This window comes from Microbacterium sp. MYb66, from assembly GCF_002979435.1.
GTDB lineage: Bacteria > Actinomycetota > Actinomycetes > Actinomycetales > Microbacteriaceae > Microbacterium.
Genome location: NZ_PCOV01000001.1, coordinates 534,267 through 554,864 on the forward strand (window position 1 = coordinate 534,267; position 20,598 = coordinate 554,864).

Here is a 20,598-nt window from a genome sequence, read left to right on the forward strand (position 1 = left end):
TCGTTGCTTAAATGGACTGAGGGCAACAATACTCCTCCCCACGGGCTTCGGCGTTCGACCGCCACACCGCGCGGTAGCGTGAAGGCATGAGTTCCACCGGTCGTGCGGGGCGCCCGAAGGCGTCGTCGCGGGAGACGCTCGCCGAGGCGGCGTGCGAGCTCTTCCTGGAGCGAGGCTATGACTCGACGTCCGTCGCGGACATCACACAGCGAGCCGGGGTCAGTCGATCCAGCTTCTTCAACTACTTCTCCTCCAAGAGCGACGTGCTGTGGTCAGGACTCGACGCCAGGATCGCCGGGAGCGCCGACGCTCTGGCAGATCTCGGTGGTCGCGCGGACGGGAACGCCGTGGGTGCGGTGCTGCGCGAGGTTCTGCGAGACTTCGCGCCCGATCCGCTGGCGCTCGCCCTGCGGAACCGGACCGCCATGGGGCTGGACGAAGAGCTGATCCGCGACACCGGCGCCCGTCAGGCGCGACTTGCCGCGGCCATCGCCGGAGCAGCGGTCGCCGCCGGCATCGGCGTCATCCGGGCAGACATCCTCGGAGCGGCGCGTGCGGCGGCTCTCTTCTCGTCACTGCGGGTGTGGGCCGAGCAGGGAGCCGGGCGTGTGACGCCGGATGCCGTGCTCGACGAGGCACTGCGCGACATGGACGACCTGCGCTGGGGCTGAGTGGCACCGACGGCGGACGTTTCGCAGGATGGTGGACAGGTCCTGAGTGAACCCGCTCATTCGAGGCGGGCCGCAACGGAGGAGAAGCTCATGGACGACGACCTGTTCGAAGACCGCCTCGCTCAGTCCAGGCCTGCGACAGCGACCAGACGCCCGGATCTCGATGTCGCCTTGCGAGCGATGGTCGAGGATGCCGAGGCCACCTCTCGGGCGATTCGGCCGCGTCGACGGGCGACGGCGGGCATCACCGCCGCGGCGGTGATGGCGCTCGTCATCGGGGGTGGCGGCGTCGCTGTCGCATCGGGTCTGGTCGCCTGGCCCGTCGGCTACGAGGACCCGGACGGCGCCTACTCCTTCACCCTCCCGAGTGGCCGGGCATGCGAGGTGCGACTGATCATCGGAGGCTCCGAAGGGGGAGAGGACCCGAGCGCGGAGATGGACCGGAGCACCGACGCGGAGACGCAGCATGCTCTTCAGGAGGAGGTGGCTCAGTGGCTCCGGGATGGCGCGCTGGATCGTGACCTCGATCTTCCGACCGCCGAAGCCGAAGTCGCAGCGATCTATGACGATCAGGCGGCAGCGGGCATGACGGTCCTCATCGGAACGGAAGGCTGGCTCGAGGACGCCGCCTCTGCGCCGGGGCGGCCGGATGCCGACGACGCTCGTGCGTTCGCGGTCGATCGAGCCGTCCGCACCGCGATGACCGAGCACCTCGAAGATCGTGGCTTCCCGGAGACCTCCTGGACGTTCAGTTCGGACGGCGGTGTCAAGTGCGCCGGCGAGTGAACGACGCGGCTACGCGCCTCACCGCCGCGCTCGAAGCCTCCAGCGCCGACATCCTCTCCTACCTCGAGCGCAGGGTCGGCGCCGACGACGCACCTGACCTGCTCGGCGAGACGATGGTCGTGGCCTGGCGACGTTCGCCCGAACTCCCGGAAGACGCAGAGCGCGCCCGCATGTGGCTCTTCGGTGTCGCGCGCGGTGCGCTCCTCAACCACGCGCGCGGATCCCGTCGGAGATGGGCCTTGGCCGACCGCATCCGTCTGCAGCTCCGCGAGAACGCGGCAGCCCCACCATCGGATGCCGGTGCCGAGGTTCGCGATGCGATCGCGCGACTCGACCCCGACCTCGCGGAGATCGTGCGACTGGTGCACTGGGAGGGCTTCACGCTCGTCGAGGTGGGCGAGGTCATCGGGATCCCCGCGTCCACGGCGCGGGGTCGCTACCAGAAGGCGAAAGCCGAGCTTCGCGCGGCGCTGAGCATCGAGGCTCCGCTCGCGTAGAATCGACAGCACCATGGCTACCTTTGGCACGCTCTCCGATCGGCTCACCGAGACCTTCCGCAATCTGCGCACGAAGGGAAAGCTCACCGCGGCCGACGTCGACGGCACCGTGCGCGAGATCCGACGCGCACTGCTCGACGCCGACGTCGCGCTCGTCGTCGTCAAGGAGTTCACCGCGAAGGTGCGTGAGCGCGCACTCGGCGACGAGGTCAACAAGGCTCTGAACCCCGCGCAACAGGTCGTGCAGATCGTCAACGAGGAGCTGGTGCACATCCTCGGCGGCGAGCAGCGCCGTCTGCAGTTCGCGAAGACCGCGCCGACCGTGATCATGCTCGCGGGCCTGCAGGGGTCGGGTAAGACCACGTTCGCCGGAAAGCTCGCGAAGCAGCTCGAGAGCGAGGGCCACACGCCGTTGCTCGTCGCGGCCGACCTTCAGCGTCCGAACGCCGTCAATCAGCTGCAGGTGGTCGCTGAACAGGCCGGAGCCACGGTGTTCGCCCCGGAGCCCGGCAACGGCGTCGGCGACCCGGTGAAGGTCTCGCGTGACGGGGTCGAGCACGCGCGTCGTCAGCAGCACGACGTCGTCATCATCGACACGGCAGGCCGCCTCGGCGTCGATGCCGAGCTCATGAAGCAGGCCGCCGACATCCGTAAGGCCGTGAACCCCGACGAGGTCCTGTTCGTCATCGACGCGATGATCGGTCAGGATGCCGTCAACACGGCGAAGGCCTTCCAGGAGGGCGTCGATTTCACCGGCGTCGTCCTCTCCAAGCTCGACGGCGACGCACGCGGTGGGGCCGCTCTCTCGGTGGCATCGGTCACCGGGCGTCCGATCATCTTCGCCTCCACGGGTGAGCGGCTCGAAGACCTCGAACCCTTCTACCCGGACCGCATGGCGAGCCGCATCCTCGACCTCGGCGACATCCTGACCCTCATCGAACAGGCCCAGCAGGCCTTCGATGAGGAAGAGGCCACGAAGATGGCCGAGAAGCTCGCGAACGAGGCCTTCACGCTCGAGGACTTCCTCGACCAGCTTCAGCAGATGAAGAAGATGGGCTCGATGAAGAAGATGCTCGGGATGCTCCCGGGCATGGGGCAGATGAAGCAGCAGCTCGAAGACTTCGACGAGCGGGAGATCGATCGCACGGAGGCGATCATCCGTTCGATGACGCCGGGGGAGCGACGCAACCCCAAGGTGCTGAACGGTTCGCGGCGCCTGCGCATCGCGCGCGGTTCCGGCATGACCGTGACGGACGTGAACCAGCTGGTGCAGCGTTTCGAGCAGGCCGCGAAGATGATGAAGACCGTGGCACGCGGCGGCACCCCTAACATCCCCGGCATGGGACCGGTGCCCGGTATGGGCCGTCCTGGTGCATCCTCCAAGCGCGGCAAGAAGGGCAAGTCGTCCGGAGGCTCGCGCTCCGGGAACCCGGCGAAGCGCGCGGCCGAGAATGCAGGCGTCGCCTCGGCATCGACGCCCACGGGCTCCGGATTCGGACTCGGTGGCGGTGCTGCTCAGCAGCCGAGCGAGGCTGACCTCGCGGAGATCCAGAAGCTCTTCGGAAAGAGCTGAATCGCGTCTCAGCGTGGAGCCGCCAGCGCCGCGGAAGACGTCGGTTCCTCGGGGTCGGCAAGACGCGCCGGCGACGGGCGGGCGAATATCTGGCCGACGACGAGTGCCCCAAGGGTCAGGAGAAGCCCCGTCGCCTGGACGACGCTGAAGCGCTCGCCCGCGACCAGCACCCCGAGCGTGGTGGCGACGATGGGGGAGAGCAGCGCCAGCAGGCCCGGAGCGATCACCGGAAGCTGCTGCACGCCGCGGAACCAGAGCGTGTAGGCGACGATCCCTCCGACGGTGCCCAGCCAGAGGTACCCGAGCCCGGCTCCGAGGTCGACTTCGGACGGGACCCCCTCGACGAGCAGCGTGACCGGGAGGAGGAGGAGTCCGCCCGCGGAGAGCTGCCAACCGGCATACGCGACCGGACCCACTCCACTCGGACGTCCCCAACGCTTGGTGAGGATCATGCCGACGCCGGTCGCAGTGACGCCGCCGAGCGCCGCGAGAACGCCCCAGAGGTCGAGCTCCGCGGCCGGCCCGAGGACGACGAGAGCGACTCCGCCCGCGCCGACGACGGCCGCCGTGGCGGTGATCGGTCGGATCCGTTCCTGGAGCACGAGCGCTCCGAGTACGAGGACGATGAGTGGTTGAGCTCCAGCGACAGCCGCGGCCACTCCGCCCGGAAGCCGCTCGGCGGCGAGGAACAGGAGTGGGAAGAACGCCCCGATGTTGAGAGCTCCGAGTGCGAAGGACTTTCCCCACCACGAACCTCGCGGGTGCCGCCGGCCGATGATGACGGCGAGGAGGCCTGCCGGGAGGGAACGGAGCAGGCCGGCGAACAGCGGATGGCCGGGGGGAAGCAACTCGGTGGTGACGAGGTAAGTCGTACCCCACGCGATCGGGGCGAGAGCGGTGAGCAGCACGAGCGCGAGGCGATTCATGCTTCCAGCGTGCTCCTGTCCCGCTCATGAGTCCAACGCATGGTTGTTCTAGATGAGATGAAGCTGGATCATGGATGCATGGATCTCAAGCAGTTGCGCTACGTCGTCGAAGTGGCGGAGACGTCGAGCTTCACCCGAGCTGCGGAGCGGTGCTTCGTCACACAGTCGGCGTTGAGCCACCAGATCGCCGCGCTGGAGCGGGAGCTCGGCCGACGCCTCTTCGTCCGGACGAGCCGCAGCGTCCGTCTGAGTGAGGCCGGAGAGGCGTTCGTCGGACACGCGCGCGCCGCGCTGCGAGCGGCGGCACAGGCGAAGGAGGATGCGGCGGCGGTGGACGGAGCCGTCACCGGCACCCTCAGGATCGGAGTCATCCCGACATTGACCGCGTTCGACCTCCCTGCGGTGCTCGTCGCATACCGTGCAGCGCATCCGCTCGCGCGGGTCGAGTTGCAGGTCGGGAACAGTGACGCATTGATGGGGTCTCTTCATCGGGGCGACTTGGACATCGCCCTTCTCGGCTTGCGGGAGGGCGTGGAACCAGTCGGCGTCGCGTCGCGCGCCCTCTCCCGTGCCAACCTGGTCGCGGTGTTCCCGCGTGGTCATCACCTCGCGGCGGCGGGCGTGGTCGATCTCGAGGACCTCGCGGGGCTCATCTTCGCCGACTTCCCTTCGGGGACGTCGGGTCGCGCGCAGAGCGACGCGGCATTCGCATCCGCCGGTCTGACGCGCGATGTCGCGTTCGAGGCCGACTCCGACACGCTCATTCTCGGGCTGGTAGAAGCGGGTCTGGCGGTGACGATGCTGGCGCCTGGTACCGTCGCACGCTCGGGGGCCGATGTCGCGACCGTGGAAGTCCGCCACGGGCCGGTGCGCGTCGAGCACATCGCCTGGGACGTCGCGGAGCCGCGACGTGTGGCCCGCGCTTTCCTCGCGCTCACCGCGAGCTCCACGCCCGAGAATGCGGAAGCGGGTCCGGGGGAGACCCCCGGACCCGCCTCCTCGTGATGTCAGATCACTTCACGTCTTCGTCGACCCAGTCCATCGACTTCGTGACGGCCTTGCGCCACAGACGCAGCTGACGGTCGCGCTCGTCTCCTTCCATGGACGGCTCCCAGCGCTTGTCCTCCTGCCAGTTGGCGGACAGGTCGTCGAGACCGTTCCAGAATCCGACAGCGAGACCGGCAGCGTATGCCGCGCCGAGCGCCGTGGTCTCCGCGACGACCGGACGTACGACCGGAACCCCGAGGACGTCGGCCTGGAACTGCATGAGCGCATCGTTGGCGACCATGCCGCCATCGACCTTGAGCTCGGTCAGGTCCACCCCGGCGTCGGCGTTGACCGCATCGAGCACGTCGCGGGTCTGGAAGGCCACTGCCTCCAGCGCGGCGCGCGCGATGTGGTTCTTGTTCGCATAGCGGGTGAGCCCCACGATCGCTCCGCGGGCGTCCGAGCGCCAGTACGGTGCGAACAGCCCCGAGAATGCGGGGACGATGTACACGCCGCCGTTGTCCTCGACCTGCTCAGCCAGCTTCTCGACCTCGGGGGCGGAGGAGATGATGCCGAGCTGGTCCCGCAGCCACTGGATGAGCGATCCGGTGACGGCGATCGATCCTTCCAGCGCGTAGTGCGTGGGCCCATCGCCGAGCTTGTAGCCGACGGTCGTCAGCAGCCCGTTCTTCGAATGGACGATCTCCTCGCCCGTGTTGAAGATGAGGAAGCAGCCCGTGCCGTAGGTGTTCTTGCTCTCGCCGGTCTGGAATGCGGCCTGGCCGAAGGTCGCGGCCTGCTGGTCGCCCAGGATGCCGGCGATGGGCGTCTCGCGCAGCAGCGAGGAGCTCTCCGCGGTGCCGTAGACCTCGGACGAGGAGCGGATCTCCGGCATCATCGACTTCGGCACTCCGAAGGCCTCGAGGATGTCGTCGCGCCACTCGAGCGTCTCGAGATCCATGAACATCGTGCGGGAGGCGTTGGTGACGTCCGTCACGTGCACACCGCCGTCGGCGCCGCCCGTCAGGTTCCAGAGCACCCAGCTGTCGGTGGTGCCGAACATCAGGTCCCCGGCTTCCGCCTTCTCCCGGGCACCGTCGACGTTCTCCAGGATCCACGCGATCTTCGTGCCCGAGAAGTAGGTCGCCAGCGGGAGGCCCACGACCGGCTTGAACCGCTCGACGCCGCCGTCGGCCGCCAGGCGGTCGACGATGTCCTGCGTGCGGGTGTCCTGCCACACGATCGCGTTGTACACCGGCTTTCCGGTCTTCCTGTCCCAGACGACCGCGGTCTCTCGCTGGTTGGTGATGCCGACGGCAGCGATGTCGTGACGGGTGAGGTCGGCGCGGCCGAGTGCGAGTCCGATCACCTCCTGGACGTTGCGCCAGATCTCGGCCGCATCGTGCTCGACCCAGCCGGCCTTCGGAAGGATCTGCTCGTGCTCCTTCTGACCTGTCGCGACGATGCTTCCCTTCTTGTCGAAGATGATCGCGCGACTCGAGGTCGTTCCCTGGTCGATCGCGATGATGTAGTCAGCCACTTGTGCTCTCCTTTGAATGTCAGTGCGGATGGGTCTTGCGTCAGCCGACGAGGCCGAGCAGCACGGGGGCTGCGAGTGCGGCGATCACACCGCCGATGAGCGGACCGACGACGGGGACCCACGAGTAGGACCAGTCGCTGGCCCCCTTGCCCTTGATCGGGAGGATCGCGTGGGCGATGCGCGGACCGAGGTCGCGGGCGGGGTTGATCGCGTAGCCGGTCGGACCACCGAGGGAGGCGCCGATCGCGACCACGAGGAGTGCCACCGGCAGGGCGGTGAGCGGGCCGAGGCCTCCGGGCGTGCCGACCTCGATGTCGCCGTAGTCCGCGAACGCGAAGATGACGAACACGAGGACGAAGGTGCCGATGATCTCGGTGACGAGGTTCCAGCCGTAAGAGCGGATGGCGGGGCCGGTCGAGAAGACGCCGAGCTTGTTGGCGGCCTCCGGCTCCTCGTCGAAGTGCTGCTTGTAGGCGAGCCACACGACGATCGCTCCGAGGACGGCTCCGACCAGTTCCGCGGCGGTGGCCGTCAGGAACATCACGAAGCTGATCTTGCCGGCGACCAGGAGGCCGATGCCGACGGCGGGGTTGAGGATCGCACCGGAGTACGCGGAGACGAGCACACCGGCGAAGACCGCGAGGCCCCATCCCCAGTTGACCATCAGGAAGCCGCCGCCGAAGCCCTTGTTCTTCGCCAGGGCGACGTTCGCGACGACACCACATCCGAGCAGCACCAGCATCGCTGTGCCGACCAACTCGGAGAGGAAATAGAGACCGAGATTCACATCAGCCATGTCTTCTTTGACCTTTCTTGTGTGTCGGAGCCCCTCTGCCCCGACACTCTATGGGGTTGCACCGCGAGGAGGGCGGCAGTCCTCGTCCTGTCAGCCGCGGGCGCGGGACGGGATGTCGAGTCCGTGTCGTTCGTTCAGCAGCAGACGGGTCTGCTCGAGCTCCGCCTCGTGCCGCGAGCGGTCCCAGCCGAGCAGCGGCGCCAGGGCATCCGCGATCTCATCGAGCACCTCGGCGTCAGCGCCGCCGGTGAAGGCGATGCTGGTGCGACGGAGGACGACGTCTTCGAGACGAGCCACCATCTCGTTCTGCACCATCCACTCGAGCTCGCGGGTCGAGAGGTCGCCGCCGGCGAGAGGAGCATCCGCTCCCTGCTCGACGTATTCCCAGACCTGGGCGGCCCTGGTGCCGTAGCGGGTGAGGAGACGCTGCGCTCGCGCTCCTGCGCCGGGCAGATTCTCCTGGATCCAGATGCGCTTCGCCTTCTCGGTACGGGGGAAGTCGCGGCCACCGCCGATCGCGCGCCCTGCAGTCGAAACGGTGCGGGTGCGGTCGATAAGCCCGAGGACGATGTCCGAGAGCGATTCCCCGAGTGCGCGGAACGTGGTCCACTTGCCGCCGACGAGGCTCACGAGGGGGACGGTGCCCTCGTCGTCGACCTCGATGCGGTAGTCGCGGGACACGAACCCCGGCGCCGTGTCCTCGTGCCGCGGCAGCGGCCGGATGCCCGAGAACTTGTAGACGATCTGGTCGCGTGTCACGGGAATGGTCGGGAACACGTGGTGGATCAACTCGAAGAAGTAGTCGACCTCCTCCTCGGTGCACACCGGCACCTCGCGCGGGTCTGCGTCGATGTCGGTGGTGCCGACCAGGACGCGGCCCTTGAGCGGGTAGATCAGCACGATGCGGCCGTCGGAGTGCTCGAAGAAGATCTCGCGACCCTGCGTCGCCTCGAGCAGTTCAGGGTGGTCGAGGACGATATGCGAGCCCTTGGTGCCGCCCATGAAGCGACTGTCCGTGCCCAGCGCGTCGTTGGTCAGATCGGTCCAGGGACCGGAGGCGTTCACGACCACGTCGGCGCGCACCGCGAACTCCGTTCCGCTCTCACGGTCGCGGAGCAGCACCTGATCGCCGTCACGACCGATGGCCTCGACGTAGTTGAGCGCCTGGGCGCCCGGGTGTGCGACGCGCCCGTCCTGGAGCACGTCGAGAGCGAGACGCTCGGGGTCGTGCATCGAGGCGTCGTAGTAGGTCGCGGTGTACTTGATCTTCGGGTCGAGCGAGGGCAGCTCGGCGAGAGACTTCTTGCGGCCGAGGAAACGGTGCCGCGGAACCGAACCGCCGTCACGGGAGAACGTGTCGTAGATCGTCAGGCCGACCTTGATGAGGAACGCGCCGCGCTCCTGCGGCTTGCCGCTCTTGTGCGTCAGGAACCGCAGTGGAGCGGAGAGGATGCCCGAGAACGTCGAATAGATCGGGATCGTCGTCTGCAGCGGCTTGACGAAGTGCGGGGCGATCTTGAGGAGCCCGTTGCGCTCCTCGACGGACTCGCGCACAAGACGGAACTCGCCGTTCTCCAGGTAGCGGATGCCGCCGTGGATCATGTGGCTCGATGCGGAGGATGCGCCGGAGGCGAAGTCTCCTCGCTCGACGAGCAGCACATCGACTCCCTGGAGTGCCAGGTCGCGGAACGTGGAGATCCCGTTGATCCCGCCGCCGATGACGAGGACGCTCGTGCGTCCGGATTCACGGACGGCACGAACCTCTGCGCGCTCCGCTGACGAGTGTGTGGAATCGATCATCGTCGACCCTCTCTTCCTTACTTGCCAACCAGCATCGACCTGTGTGGCATCCCGCGCAAGCCCACTGCACATATGTGCAAGGATCGAGGAGGAGGAGGTCGTCATGGCCGGGACAAGTGCGGAATCGCGCGACAGCAAGCTGATCGCCGCGCTCACGGCTGCGCAGCTCTACTACATGCAGGACAAGACGATGGAAGTCATCGCGCATGAGCTCGGGACCTCCCGCTCATCCGTCTCGCGCCTTCTGAGCTTCGCGAGGGAAAGCGGTCTGGTCGACATCCGCATCAACTCGCCCCTGGAACGACTCGGAATGCTCGAGCAGCGCATCCGCGATCGCCACCGCGTGGCGGCACATGTGGTCCCGATGCCCGAGATCCTCAGCGAGGTGGAGCGGCTGGAGAGGGTGGCGCTCACCGCAGGGCGCTTGCTGTCGCAGTTCGTCGACTCGAACATGGTCATCGGAGTGGCGTGGGGTTCGACCATCAGCGCGGTCAGTCGTGGACTCACGCAGAAGGAGACGCACAACACGACCTTCGTGCAGCTCAACGGCGCGGGGAACACCCAGACGACCGGAGTCGAGTACTCCAGCGACATCCTGCAGCGGTTCGGCAGCGCGTTCGGCGCGCAGGTTCAGCAGTTCCCCGTTCCGGCCTTCTTCGACGACCCCGCGACGCGCGAGGCGATGTGGCGAGAGCGCAGCACGCGGCGCGTGCTCGACCTCCAGGCGAAGATGGACGTCGCGGTCTTCAGCCTGGGATCTCCTGCCGCCGAAGTGCCCAGTCGCGTGTACGTCGGCGGGTACCTCGGACGGGACGACTACCGCAGCCTTCGGGAAGACCACGCGATCGGCGACGTCGCGACGGTCTTCTTCCGTTCGGACGGCTCCTGGCGGGACATCCGCGTGAATGCGAGGGCGACAGGACCGGGACTCGACCGTCTCCGACGCGTTCCGCGACGGGTGTGCGTCGTGTCCGGCATCCCCAAGCTGGTCAGCCTTCGGGCGGCTCTGGCGGCGGGACTCATCACCGACGTCGTCCTGGACGAGGGCCTGGCCCGACGCCTCATCGAGGACTGAGAGAGCCCGGCCTTCGAATGCTAGGGCTCCTCGGTGGATGACTCCGGTCCGGATCGGAACTCGCGGATCAGGTGATGCACCACTGCGGTGAGGTCGCCGCCCGCGGCGTCGGCGACCGCGAGCTGACGCGCATAGCTCGCGCCGCCCTCCAGGATCGTGGCGATGCCACCGAACTCTCGACCGCATCCGAGCTCGACGGCGACCGGCGTGAGGGCTTCGAGCGTTTCCGCCAGGTGCTCTCGGACCGGACGCTGGGTGCCGGCGGCGTCGACGATCACACGGGCCTCCAGCCCGTAGCGTGCCGCGCGCCACTTGTTCTCGCGATGGAACCAGGCGGGAAGCTCCGGAAGAGTTCTGCCCTCGTCGAGTTGTCGCGAGAAGTCCTCGACCAGGACTTGCACGAGTGCCGCGACCGAGGCCAGTTCCGGCAGGGTCGACAGCCCGTCGCAGGCGCGCACCTCGATGGTTCCCCAGCGCGGCGCGGGTCTGATGTCCCAGCGCACCTCCGTCGCATCGGCCATCACGCCGGTGCGCACCATGTCGTCGAGGTACGACTCGTACTGAGACCAGTCGTGCAGAGGCCAGGGGAGTCCGGCGGTCGGAAGCTGCTGGAACACGAGTGCGCGGTTGGAGGCGTAGCCGGTGCGCTCTCCCGCCCAGTAGGGGCTCGAGGCGGCGAGCGACTGCAGATGGGGGAGGAACCCGGAGAGAGCGTTGATGATCGGGAAGACCTTGCGGTGGTCCTCGACGCCGATGTGGACGTGGATGCCCCAGATCATCATGTTGCGTCCCCACCACTGCGTGCGCTCTATCAGCGTGTGATAGCGGGACTTGTCGGTCACCTGCTGGTCGTACCACTGGGCGAACGGGTGGCTTCCGGCCGACAGCAGCTCGATACCGGCAGGGTCGGTCGCCGAGCGGACCGCGGTGATGGCGTTGGCGATGTCGTCCACGGCGTGCGCGACCGAGTCGCCGACTCCGCTCGTGACCTCGATCGTGTTGGTCAGCAGCTCGCCCGTGACCGTGTGGCGTTCATCGGCACTCTCGTCCTCGAGCGCGGCGAGCAGTTCCGGGGCGCGGCCGACGAGGTCACCGCTCACGGGGTCCGCGAGCATGATCTCCCATTCGAGGCCGACGGTGGAGCGGGCGGAAGAGGCGAACTCGAGCTTCACCCGCACAGTCTGGCACGCGGGCGGCGCGACACGGCAACCGTCGTTTCACCACGTTTCGCGCCTGGCGCGTGCATCTGGCAGAATAGAGGGTCGGACGACCTGCTCGACCCTCTATCCAGCAGGTGTCCACACTCATTTGAGCTTCCGCCGGGTGTGCACCCCACTCTCCAGGCGACCGGTTCGTTTCCTTCCACACAATTCAGGAGAATCGTGGCTGTCAAGATTCGTCTCAAGCGCCTGGGCAAGATCCGTGCGCCGTACTACCGCATCGTCGTCGCCGACTCGAAGACCAAGCGCGATGGTCGCGTGATCGAGGAGATCGGCAAGTACCACCCCACCGAGGAGCCTTCGTTCATCGAGGTCAACTCCGAGCGTGCGCAGTACTGGCTGTCCGTCGGCGCTCAGCCGACCGAGCAGGTCGCCGCCATCCTCAAGATCACGGGCGACTGGGGCAAGTTCAAGGGCGACGCTGACGCGAAGTCCACGCTCAAGGTGAAGGAGCCCAAGGCTCCCTTCGAGATCGACGGTTCCAAGAAGTCCGTCGTCAAGCCCAAGGTCGAGAAGAAGGCGGAGACTCCTGCTGAGGAGGCTCCCGCCGCCGCCGACGCGGAGGCCGCTGAGGCCCCCGCCGCCGCCGCAGAGTAATCCGCCGTGCTCGCCGCCGCGCTCGAACACATCGTCAAGGGGATCGTCGATCACCCGGAAGATGTCCGCATCAACGAATCCACCTCGCCGCGAGGCGACCTCCTCGAGGTGCGCGTGCACCCCGATGACCGTGGACGCGTGATCGGGCGCGGCGGCCGCACTGCGAAGGCCCTTCGCACTCTCGTCAGCGCCCTTGCTGACGGGCGTCGGGTCCGCGTCGATGTCGCGGACGACTGACGTGGTGTCGAAGGACCGCAACCAGGGCAAGAATCAGCTGCGCGTCGGACGTCTCGTCAAGGCGCACGGCCTCAAGGGCGGGCTCAAGCTCGAGCTCTACACCGACAACCCGGCGGGACGATTCGTCCCCGGGGCCGCGTTCACGTTGCAGGTGCCTGAGGCATCTCCATGGCACGGCAAGGACATCACCGTTCGCGAGTACCGCGTGATGAACGGCAACCCTGTCGTCTTCTTCGACGACGTCGAGGACCGCGATGCCGCTGAGGGTCTCGTCAAGGCGATTCTCTGGATCGACCACGATGCTGACGAGGTCGAGGACGACGCATGGTTCGACCACCAGCTCGTCGGCCTCGATGTCGTGCGTGACGACGCGGTCATCGGCCGTGTCGCCCGCATCGAGCACTTCCCGGCCCAGGACCTCCTCATCGTCAAGGCGGGCGACCGCGAGATCATGGTCCCGTTCGTCGCGGCCATCGTTCCGACGGTCGACGTCGCGGCGGGTCGCCTGATCGTGACGCCCCCTCCCGGACTCTTCGAGGAGCTTCCGGACGCCACGGACACCGAGCCGCAGTCGGGCTCGGACGACGACGCGCCTGAGTGAGCGCTGATACGGTTCCTCCGTGCGCATCGACGTCCTCTCCATCTTCCCGTCCTACTTCGACGGTCTGACGCTGTCCCTGCTCGGGAAGGCGCGGGATGCCGGCATCCTCGACCTCCGCGTGCGGGACCTGCGGGACTGGACGTCCGACCGTCATCGCACGGTGGATGACACGCCGTACGGCGGCGGGGCGGGCATGGTCATGAAACCCGAGCCGTGGGGGCTCGCGCTCGATGAGATCGCGCGGCCTTCGGAGACTCCTGCCGCCGAACGCCCGACCATCATCTTCCCGTCTCCGGCCGGAGAGGTCTTCACGCAGAAGACCGCTCGCGAGTTGGCCACGCGGGAGCATCTCGTCTTCGGCTGCGGACGATACGAGGGTATCGACGAGCGGGTGTTCGACTACGCCGCCGACCTCGGCGAGGTACGCCTGATCAGCCTCGGCGACTACGTCCTCAACGGGGGAGAGGTCGCCACCATGGCGATGGTCGAGGCCATCGGCCGACTCATTCCCGGCGTCGTCGGCAACCCGGAGAGCCTCGTCGAGGAATCCCACGAGGACGGGCTCCTCGAGTACCCCTCCTACACGAAGCCCGCATCCTGGCGCGACCATTCAGTACCCGACGTCCTCCTGAGCGGCAACCACGCTGCGATCGACGCGTGGCGCCGCGAGCAACAGCTCGAGCGAACCCGTCGCCGACGTCCCGATCTCCTGCCGACGGACCAATCCTCCGCATCCTGACCCCAGCCGGACGACTCCTTCGCCGCCGCTGGGTCAGAGCATCCGCTCAGAGGTCCCGTCGATCTCGAAGACGACTCCGGGCGGATGCCGCAACCCGAGTGCGCTCGAAGCGTCCAGGCCGCGCAGTTCTGCGCGCAGCATCCGCCCGATCATCTCGTGGCTCACGAGCAGCGGCACGCCCGTCGACGCCCACCCGCAGCTGCTGAGCGCCTTCCGTGCGCGCGCCCTGGACTGGGCATAGCTCTCGCCGCCGGGAAACGCCCATCCGTAGCGGTTGGCGGCGCGCTCCTCTCTGGCCGTCGGGTGCGTCTCGTCGATCTCGTCCCAGGTCATCCCCGCGAGCTCACCATGGTCGAGCTCTGCGAGTTCCGGGACTTCGATCACATCCGCTCCGAGACGATCCGCGATGATGACCGCGGTCTGCAGCGCTCTGCCGAGTGGGCTGGAGCAGACGGTGAGGACTCCTGCGTCGGCGAGCCGCCGGGCGATCGCATGAGCTTGGACGATGCCTTCGTCGGTGAGGGGGGAGTCGAGCTGTCCCTGCAGGCGATGTTCGACGTTCCAGGACGTCTGCCCATGCCGAGCCAGGAACAGTCGCTCTGGCACATGGCGGTCCTGCGGGATCATGGACTCAGGATGGCATAGCCGGAACGGTGCCGTCGCGTGTTGGATCGGCGGCGCTCTCGGCGGTCGCTTTCAGTCCACGCCGAGGAAGGACCGGTCCGTGAGGATGATCGGGCCGTCGTCCGTGATCGCGATGGTGTGCTCGGAATGCGCGCCGCGCGAGCCGTCAGCACTGCGAAGCGTCCAGCCGTCCGGATCGGTGACCAGTTCGTCGGTCGTCGCGAGGAACCAGGGTTCGAGAGCGAGAACCAGGCCCGCGCGCAGCGGGAAGCCGCGCCCGGCACGGCCGTCGTTCGCGACGTGGGGGTCGCCGTGCATGGTGCGGCCGACTCCGTGTCCGCCGAAGTCGGTGTTGATCGAGTAGCCCTCGCCGTGCGCGACGGCGGCGACGGCAGCGGAGATGTCGCCGATCCGGTTGCCCACCGTGGAGGTCTCGATCGCGGCGACCAGGGCGCGCTCGGTCGTGTCGATGAGTCGAAGGTCTTCCTCGCGCGCCGTGCCGACGACGAACGAGACCGCGGAGTCGGCGACCCAGCCGTCGACGGAGACCGCGAAGTCGAGCGTGACGAGGTCGCCGTCGCGCAATGTGTAGTCGTGTGGCAGCCCATGCAGGACGGCGTCGTTGACCGACGTGCAGATCACCTTTCCGAAGGGGCTCGCACCGAAGGAGGGGTGGTAGTCGATGTAGCAGGACTCGGCTCCGGCTCTGCGGATCATGTCGTGTGCGCGGCGGTCGATCGAGAGCAGATTGGTCCCGACCTTCGTCTCGTCGCGCAGCGTCGCCAGGGTCTCCGCGACGAAGCGTCCGGCGGCGCGCATCTCTTCGATCTCGGCGGGGGTGCGCAGTTCGATCATCGGGTTTCCTCTCGTCCCTCCCATTGTCGCTGATCGAGCGGGCCCGGTTCTTCCGCGCGCTCTCAGCGAACACCGGGCGTCGGGGGTGAGGGGCGTCGTACGATCTGACCATGTGGTTGCGACAGGCCTTCTTCCGCTGGCTTCTCCCGGCGGCCTTCGTGCTGCCGCTGTGGCTGCTGATCGGCTGGGGTGTCTTCCAGGGCGGCTGGTCGATCCTCTGGGTGCTGCTGATCGCGATGCCCTCCGTCTTCGTCGGCCAGCTCCTGCTCACGCTCCTCACCCGCTCCCGCCCGTCGGTGCGCATCGAGCGGGCGGTCTCCTGGTGGGACGTCGGAGGATTCACCCTCTGGCACGGACTCACGATCGCCGTCGGGTGCTTCATCGACGGGGCGTTCCCGTGGCTGCTGACCGGAGCGATCCTCGCCGGCATCGGTCTCGTCTGGCTCCAGCTGTGGCAGTTGTGGAATGAGGCAAAGGGCAGCGGCGCGCGGCTGCGGGAGACCATCGCATGGTCGACGATCCCGACGGTCGACGGACAGGTGCCGCCCACGCGTGCTCATGAAGTGATCGTCGTGCGGGAGACCGACATCCGCGACTGACGTCGCCGTTTTGGCGGGGCACGGCATCCATGGCAGAATGGTTCTTTGTGCCGTGACCGGCTCTGCCTCAGGGGAGCCCGCGGACGCATCAGCGCCGTACGACACACTCCGTTCTTGTTCCTTCCAAAATCATGCATCCGACCTGTGGCGAGTGCAGAGAGAGACGATCATGCAGATCCTCGACGCCGTGGACGCGGCTTCCCTCCGTTCGGACATTCCGGACTTCTTCCCCGGTGACACCGTCAAGGTGCACGTCAACATCACCGAGGGCAGCCGCTCTCGTATCCAGGTCTTCCAGGGCGTCGTCATCGGTCGTCAGGGTGACAGTGTTCGCGAGACCTTCACCGTCCGCAAGATCAGCTTCCAGGTGGGCGTCGAGCGCACCTTCCCGGTGCACTCCCCGGTGATCGACCACATCGAGGTCGTCACCCGCGGTGACGTGCGTCGCGCGAAGCTCTACTACCTCCGCCAGCTCCGTGGCAAGAAGGCGAAGATCAAGGAGAAGCGCGACCGCTGAGTCGCAGCAACTCCACAGCACCCCGGGACACGATGTCCCGGGGTGCTTTGTTCTCTCCCCGGTGTGCGAACCTTGATACCGTCGCCGCACGACGGTGCATGATCGCGAAGGAACCTGATGACTGACTCTCCGTCCGTGCCCACGTCCAGACGTCGCCGCGGGTTCCTGGTCTTCCTTCGCGACGTTCTGGTGATCGTCGTGATCGCAGCGCTGGTCTCCTTCGTGGTGAAGAGCTTCGTCGTGCGTTCCTTCTACATCCCGTCGGCCTCCATGGAACGCACCCTGATCGTCGACGACCGCATCCTGGTGGATGAGCTCACGCCCCGTTGGACCGATTACGAGCGCGGCGACGTCGTCGTCTTCAAGGATCCGGGCGGATGGCTCGAGGGTCAGCCGCAGACCCCGGCACGGCCCCCGCTGGTGGAGGCGGTCGACTGGGTCCTGAACTTCGTCGGCATCTCGGCGACGGACTCCCAGGATCACCTCGTCAAGCGCGTGATCGGCCTCCCTGGTGACCATGTGGTGTGCTGCAACGCGCTCGGGCAGATCACGATCAACGGGGCCCCCATCGACGAGCTCAGTTACCTCAATCTGCCGGAAGGGGATACCGCCGCGTCGAACGAACCGTTCGACGTCGTGGTCCCCGAGGGATCGGTCTGGTTGCTCGGCGATAACCGCGACCGCTCGCGCGACTCCCGCGCACATCAGGAACTTCCCAGCGGCGGTTTCGTGCCGATGGAGAACATCGTGGGCAAGGCGTTCCTCACGACCTGGCCGCTGGATCGCATGGGCGCCATCGACGGTCATCACGAGCTCTTCAACGGCGTGCCGGCGGCGGAATGACCGTCATCACGCCGAAGCTGACCCTGGAGCGCCGGCTCCTCGGCGAGTGCGAGCTGATCATCTCCTTGGACGAGGTCGGTCGCGGGGCTCTCGCCGGCCCGGTCGCCGTGGGCGCCGCCATGATGGATGCCGCCGGAGCTCGTCGTCGCGTGCCCGAAGGACTCCGCGACTCCAAGCTCGTGACCGAGAGACGTCGGCCCGAGGTGGCTGCGCGCGCGGCGGCGTGGGTACAGGCCTCAGCAGTCGGCTGGGCCAGTGCGGCGGAGGTAGACCAGATCGGCATCATGCGCGCGCTCGGACTCGCTGCGTCCCGCGCCGTGCAGGCCATCGCCGATCAGGGGATCGCCGTCGGCGAGGCACTCATCATCCTCGACGGCAATCACGACTACGTGTCGAACGTGCATCCGGAGCCGCTGCGGGTGCGCCCGGTGATCAAGGCGGACCGGGATTGCGCATCGGTCTCCGCCGCATCCGTGATCGCGAAGGTGGCGAGGGATGGCCACATGGCCGAACTTCACGGCACTCACCCGGCGTATCAGTGGAACCGCAACAAGGGCTATGCCAGCCTCGAGCATCGTGATGCCATCCGGACCTTCGGGCTGTCCCCGTTCCATCGATCGTCCTGGGCCATCGCAGACGTCCCCACACTCTTCTGACCGCTTGGGCCGATGCGTTCGGGGGACGGGGATGCCGCACCCCGGCGCGCGCGACTCTAGGATGGACTCATCATGGATGAGGAAGCCTTCGACGACTACGACCGCGAGCTCGAGCTGGCTCTGTTCCGCGAGTACCGGGATGTGGTCTCGCAGTTCCAGTACGTCGTCGAGACCGAGCGCCGGTTCTACCTGGCGAACGAGGTCAACGTCGTCCGTCGGGACACCGAACACGACTTCTACTTCGAGATCTCCATGAGTGATGTGTGGGTGTGGGACATCTACCGCGCTGACCGCTTCGTGAAGGCGGTGCGCGTGCTCACGTTCAAGGACGTCAACGTCGAGGAACTCCAGCGCCGCGAGTTCGAACTGCCGCAGGAGCTGTCGCTCGACGGCGAATGACGATCGCGTCCCGTTGATGGGTTCGGTGTGGTTCTCCACGCGCTCGTCGACTTCTGACTTCTCCCCAACGCCCGTGCGCAGGTCGCCATGCGACGCATTCGCCGCTGAAGCGCGCGTGATGCTGGGCACATGGCAGCGAAGGATGAACTCGGCAGAGCAGGCGAAGAGCGCGCCGCACGGCACTTGACGGGCAGCGGGTACACCGTTCTCGCCAGGAACTGGCGGTGTGTCCAAGGAGAGATCGACATCGTCGCCATGCAGGGCGACTACCTTGCGGTCGTCGAGGTGAAGACACGGCGGACAGCAGCGTACGGGCACCCGTTCGAGGCCATCGATCGACGCAAACGCCGTCGACTCTGGCAACTCGCGCAAGCGTGGATCACAGAGAACCCCGACGCGGCCCGTGGTCGCACCGTGCGGCTCGAGGCCATCGGGATCATCGGGACCGATCCGTTCGTCGGTTCTCTCGAGCACCTCGTGGACCTCGCGTGAGCACGGCGCGGACCTGGGCGGTCGCGCTCACCGGGGTGGACGGGCACCTCGTCGAGGTCGAGGCCGACATGTCGAATCAGACACCCGAGTTCCGGATCATCGGGCTCCCGGACAAGTCACTGGGGGAGGCGGTGCAGCGAGTGCACAACGCGTGCAAGAACGCGGGTCTCGATCTGCCACGGCGACGTCTCACGGTGAACCTGTCCCCGGCGAGTCTTCCCAAGCACGGGGCCGGCTTCGATCTCGGGATCGCCGTGTCCTCTCTGGCCGCAGGAGGATTACTCGATGCGCGATCGATCACTGCCGCCGTGCACGTCGGTGAGCTCGGACTCGACGGACGGATCCGTCCTGTCCCCGGCGTGCTGCCCGCGGTGTTCGCGGCTGCGCGCGCTGGATTCGAGACGGTGATCGTCCCCCGCGGCAATGAGGCGGAGGCACGGCTCGTCCCCGGCATCGAGGTACGAGCGGCCGCATCTCTGGCGGAGGTCGCCGTCTGGCACGGTGCCGATATCGAGGTGCCCGATGTGGATGCCGTCGAGGCCGTGTCAACGTCTCCCGCCGTTCGGGACGGGCTCGACCTCGCCGATGTCGTCGGACAGGAAGAGGCGGTCGAAGCACTCATCGTTGCGGCGGCAGGAGGGCATCACATGCTTCTGAGCGGACCTCCGGGAGCAGGCAAGACGATGCTCGCGCGCAGGTTGCCGGGGATCATGCCTCCCCTCGGGGACCAGGAAGCGCTCGAAGTAGCGTCCATCCGCTCCCTCGGCGGCGAGCCGGTCGCAGCACTCGACCCGCTGCCGCCGCTGGAAGCGCCGCATCACAGCGCATCCGTCGCAGCACTCGTCGGTGGCGGGTCGCGGGCGGCGAGACCCGGAGCGATCGTGCGGGCCCACCGAGGTGTGCTGTTCCTCGACGAGGCCGCGGAGTTCTCACGGGTCGCCCTCGACGCATTGCGGCAACCTCTGGAATCCGGAGTGATCGAAGTTCATCGTGCGGGCTTCACGGCGAGGTTCCCTGCCAGATTCCAACTGATGGTGCTTTGTGTACGACTGAACAGTGTCCAGACAACGGGAGTGCTCCGAGCGCGGTTGTCGGACCCTGCGATGACATGACACATGTCGTAAATGTGCTGGGGTGACACAAACGCGCTTTCGATGACACAGACTGAATTGTGGTGACACGAAGTGTCACAGCAGGGTGAAGAGGGGGCCTCGGGGAGGTTTGGTCTGATCGCCAGTTCGGGCTCAGCCGTCCGTCGGGAGAATCTCGTCGACGAGATGGATGCCGCCGGAGGAGTTGGCGGAGTTCATCAGCTGTTGGATCCACTCGATGTTGAGAGGGATCGGTTGAGGTTCGTTGAACACAAACCGTAGTGGGATCGACGGATGGATCCAGATGGCGGAGAGCCCTGGAGTTTCCCCTTCGGGGTGGTTCCACGTTAAGGTGAAGCTTTCGTTGCGACGAAGTTTTGTGGCCATGACGACTTTGAGGTGCGTCAGCGCGCGATCGTTGATCGTGATTGGTTCGGGTGCACCGCCGTAGTAGAGATTTCCCACGTCTAAACAGTA

General features: G+C 67.0%; 24 protein-coding genes and 1 pseudogene. 17 read left to right on the plus strand and 8 right to left on the minus strand.

Translation table 11 applies throughout. The features are described from left to right. The first annotated feature begins 86 nt into the window (after positions 1-86). The 4 genes from CQ045_RS02525 to ffh all read left to right on the plus strand — a co-directional run bounded on the left by CQ045_RS02525 (position 87) and on the right by ffh (position 3,527). Positions 87-671 (plus strand): TetR/AcrR family transcriptional regulator, encoded by a 585-nt coding sequence (locus CQ045_RS02525; protein WP_105721101.1) that lies wholly within the window; start codon positions 87-89, stop codon positions 669-671. Positions 672-761: 90 nt separating this feature from the next. After that, positions 762-1,457: a hypothetical protein gene (locus tag CQ045_RS02530; protein ID WP_105721102.1), complete on the plus strand. Its 696-nt coding sequence runs from the start codon at positions 762-764 to the stop codon at positions 1,455-1,457. Beyond that, entirely contained in the window at positions 1,454-1,954 is a 501-nt protein-coding gene (locus tag CQ045_RS02535) for an RNA polymerase sigma factor (RefSeq protein ID WP_105721350.1), read from the plus strand. The genes CQ045_RS02530 and CQ045_RS02535 overlap by 4 nt, the downstream gene beginning before the upstream one ends. 13 nt (positions 1,955-1,967) lie before the next feature. After that, positions 1,968-3,527 carry a signal recognition particle protein gene (ffh, locus tag CQ045_RS02540; protein WP_105721103.1) on the plus strand — a complete coding sequence of 520 codons (1,560 nt, stop codon included), beginning with the start codon at positions 1,968-1,970 and terminating at the stop codon, positions 3,525-3,527. Between the two features lie 8 nt (positions 3,528-3,535). On the opposite strand, the gene CQ045_RS02545 is transcribed toward ffh, so the two are convergent. Then, positions 3,536-4,453 (minus strand): EamA family transporter, encoded by a 918-nt coding sequence (locus tag CQ045_RS02545; protein ID WP_105721104.1) that lies wholly within the window; start codon positions 4,451-4,453, stop codon positions 3,536-3,538. A gap of 78 nt (positions 4,454-4,531) precedes the next feature. On the opposite strand from CQ045_RS02545, the gene CQ045_RS02550 reads away from it, so the two are divergent. Then, the gene (locus CQ045_RS02550; protein ID WP_105721105.1) at positions 4,532-5,458 is read left to right on the plus strand and encodes a LysR family transcriptional regulator; all 927 of its coding nucleotides are present in this window, start codon (positions 4,532-4,534) and stop codon (positions 5,456-5,458) included. 7 nt (positions 5,459-5,465) lie between these two features. Here the strand turns inward: CQ045_RS02550 and glpK are convergent, their stop codons facing one another. The 3 genes from glpK to CQ045_RS02565 form a co-directional block, all read right to left on the minus strand. Beyond that, positions 5,466-6,980: a glycerol kinase GlpK gene (glpK, locus tag CQ045_RS02555; RefSeq protein WP_105721106.1), complete on the minus strand. Its 1,515-nt coding sequence runs from the start codon at positions 6,978-6,980 to the stop codon at positions 5,466-5,468. Between the two features lie 40 nt (positions 6,981-7,020). Then, complete coding sequence (locus tag CQ045_RS02560) at positions 7,021-7,776, minus strand: MIP/aquaporin family protein (RefSeq protein WP_105721107.1); 756 nt, start codon at positions 7,774-7,776, stop codon at positions 7,021-7,023. 90 nt (positions 7,777-7,866) lie between these two features. Beyond that, positions 7,867-9,576, minus strand: a complete 1,710-nt coding sequence (locus CQ045_RS02565; protein ID WP_105721108.1) for a glycerol-3-phosphate dehydrogenase/oxidase — start codon at positions 9,574-9,576, stop codon at positions 7,867-7,869. Positions 9,577-9,679: 103 nt separating this feature from the next. Between CQ045_RS02565 and CQ045_RS02570 the strand changes: the two genes are divergently transcribed. After that, positions 9,680-10,651 (plus strand): sugar-binding transcriptional regulator, encoded by a 972-nt coding sequence (locus tag CQ045_RS02570; RefSeq protein WP_105721109.1) that lies wholly within the window; start codon positions 9,680-9,682, stop codon positions 10,649-10,651. Between the two features lie 20 nt (positions 10,652-10,671). On the opposite strand, the gene CQ045_RS02575 is transcribed toward CQ045_RS02570, so the two are convergent. Further along, positions 10,672-11,823 carry a glutamate--cysteine ligase gene (locus CQ045_RS02575; RefSeq protein WP_105721351.1) on the minus strand — a complete coding sequence of 384 codons (1,152 nt, stop codon included), beginning with the start codon at positions 11,821-11,823 and terminating at the stop codon, positions 10,672-10,674. 210 nt (positions 11,824-12,033) lie between these two features. Here CQ045_RS02575 and rpsP point away from each other — a divergent pair, with 210 nt between their 5' ends. From rpsP to trmD, 4 genes are read left to right on the plus strand one after another with little or no spacing between them, the layout of a single operon-like run. Further along, complete coding sequence (gene rpsP, locus CQ045_RS02580) at positions 12,034-12,468, plus strand: 30S ribosomal protein S16 (RefSeq protein WP_105721110.1); 435 nt, start codon at positions 12,034-12,036, stop codon at positions 12,466-12,468. Between the two features lie 6 nt (positions 12,469-12,474). Further along, the gene (locus CQ045_RS02585) at positions 12,475-12,705 is read left to right on the plus strand and encodes an RNA-binding protein (RefSeq protein WP_017830729.1); all 231 of its coding nucleotides are present in this window, start codon (positions 12,475-12,477) and stop codon (positions 12,703-12,705) included. Continuing rightward, complete coding sequence (gene rimM, locus CQ045_RS02590) at positions 12,689-13,306, plus strand: ribosome maturation factor RimM (protein ID WP_105721111.1); 618 nt, start codon at positions 12,689-12,691, stop codon at positions 13,304-13,306. The genes CQ045_RS02585 and rimM overlap by 17 nt, the downstream gene beginning before the upstream one ends. Positions 13,307-13,325: 19 nt before the next feature. Further along, entirely contained in the window at positions 13,326-14,045 is a 720-nt protein-coding gene (trmD, locus tag CQ045_RS02595) for a tRNA (guanosine(37)-N1)-methyltransferase TrmD (protein WP_105721112.1), read from the plus strand. A 33-nt stretch (positions 14,046-14,078) separates the two neighbouring features. Here the strand turns inward: trmD and CQ045_RS02600 are convergent, their stop codons facing one another. Both CQ045_RS02600 and map read right to left on the minus strand, forming a co-directional pair. Continuing rightward, positions 14,079-14,672, minus strand: coding sequence for a histidine phosphatase family protein (locus tag CQ045_RS02600; protein ID WP_258130929.1), 594 nt, complete (start codon positions 14,670-14,672; stop codon positions 14,079-14,081). Between the two features lie 69 nt (positions 14,673-14,741). Continuing rightward, on the minus strand, positions 14,742-15,524 hold the full coding sequence (gene map / locus CQ045_RS02605) for a type I methionyl aminopeptidase (protein ID WP_105721113.1): 783 nt from the start codon (positions 15,522-15,524) through the stop codon (positions 14,742-14,744). 110 nt (positions 15,525-15,634) lie between these two features. Here map and CQ045_RS02610 point away from each other — a divergent pair, with 110 nt between their 5' ends. From CQ045_RS02610 to CQ045_RS02640, 7 genes and pseudogenes are all read left to right on the plus strand, one after another. Next, complete coding sequence (locus CQ045_RS02610) at positions 15,635-16,123, plus strand: MFS transporter permease (RefSeq protein ID WP_105721114.1); 489 nt, start codon at positions 15,635-15,637, stop codon at positions 16,121-16,123. A 169-nt stretch (positions 16,124-16,292) separates the two neighbouring features. Further along, positions 16,293-16,640, plus strand: a complete 348-nt coding sequence (rplS, locus tag CQ045_RS02615) for a 50S ribosomal protein L19 (RefSeq protein WP_017830722.1) — start codon at positions 16,293-16,295, stop codon at positions 16,638-16,640. Positions 16,641-16,757: 117 nt separating this feature from the next. Further along, positions 16,758-17,483, plus strand: a complete 726-nt coding sequence (gene lepB / locus CQ045_RS02620) for a signal peptidase I (RefSeq protein ID WP_105721115.1) — start codon at positions 16,758-16,760, stop codon at positions 17,481-17,483. Further along, positions 17,480-18,139, plus strand: coding sequence for a ribonuclease HII (locus CQ045_RS02625; protein ID WP_105721116.1), 660 nt, complete (start codon positions 17,480-17,482; stop codon positions 18,137-18,139). The genes lepB and CQ045_RS02625 overlap by 4 nt, the downstream gene beginning before the upstream one ends. Before the next feature lie 72 nt (positions 18,140-18,211). Beyond that, positions 18,212-18,538, plus strand: a complete 327-nt coding sequence (locus CQ045_RS02630; RefSeq protein ID WP_017204525.1) for a DUF2469 family protein — start codon at positions 18,212-18,214, stop codon at positions 18,536-18,538. Between the two features lie 129 nt (positions 18,539-18,667). Next, positions 18,668-19,030, plus strand: coding sequence for a YraN family protein (locus CQ045_RS02635; RefSeq protein ID WP_105721117.1), 363 nt, complete (start codon positions 18,668-18,670; stop codon positions 19,028-19,030). Beyond that, positions 19,027-20,067, plus strand: a pseudogene (locus tag CQ045_RS02640) (YifB family Mg chelatase-like AAA ATPase); the annotation flags it as partial. The gene CQ045_RS02635 and the pseudogene CQ045_RS02640, both read left to right, overlap by 4 nt. Before the next feature lie 207 nt (positions 20,068-20,274). Here the strand turns inward: CQ045_RS02640 and CQ045_RS02645 are convergent. Continuing rightward, positions 20,275-20,586, minus strand: a complete 312-nt coding sequence (locus tag CQ045_RS02645) for a hypothetical protein (protein ID WP_105721118.1) — start codon at positions 20,584-20,586, stop codon at positions 20,275-20,277. Positions 20,587-20,598: the final 12 nt, after the last annotated feature.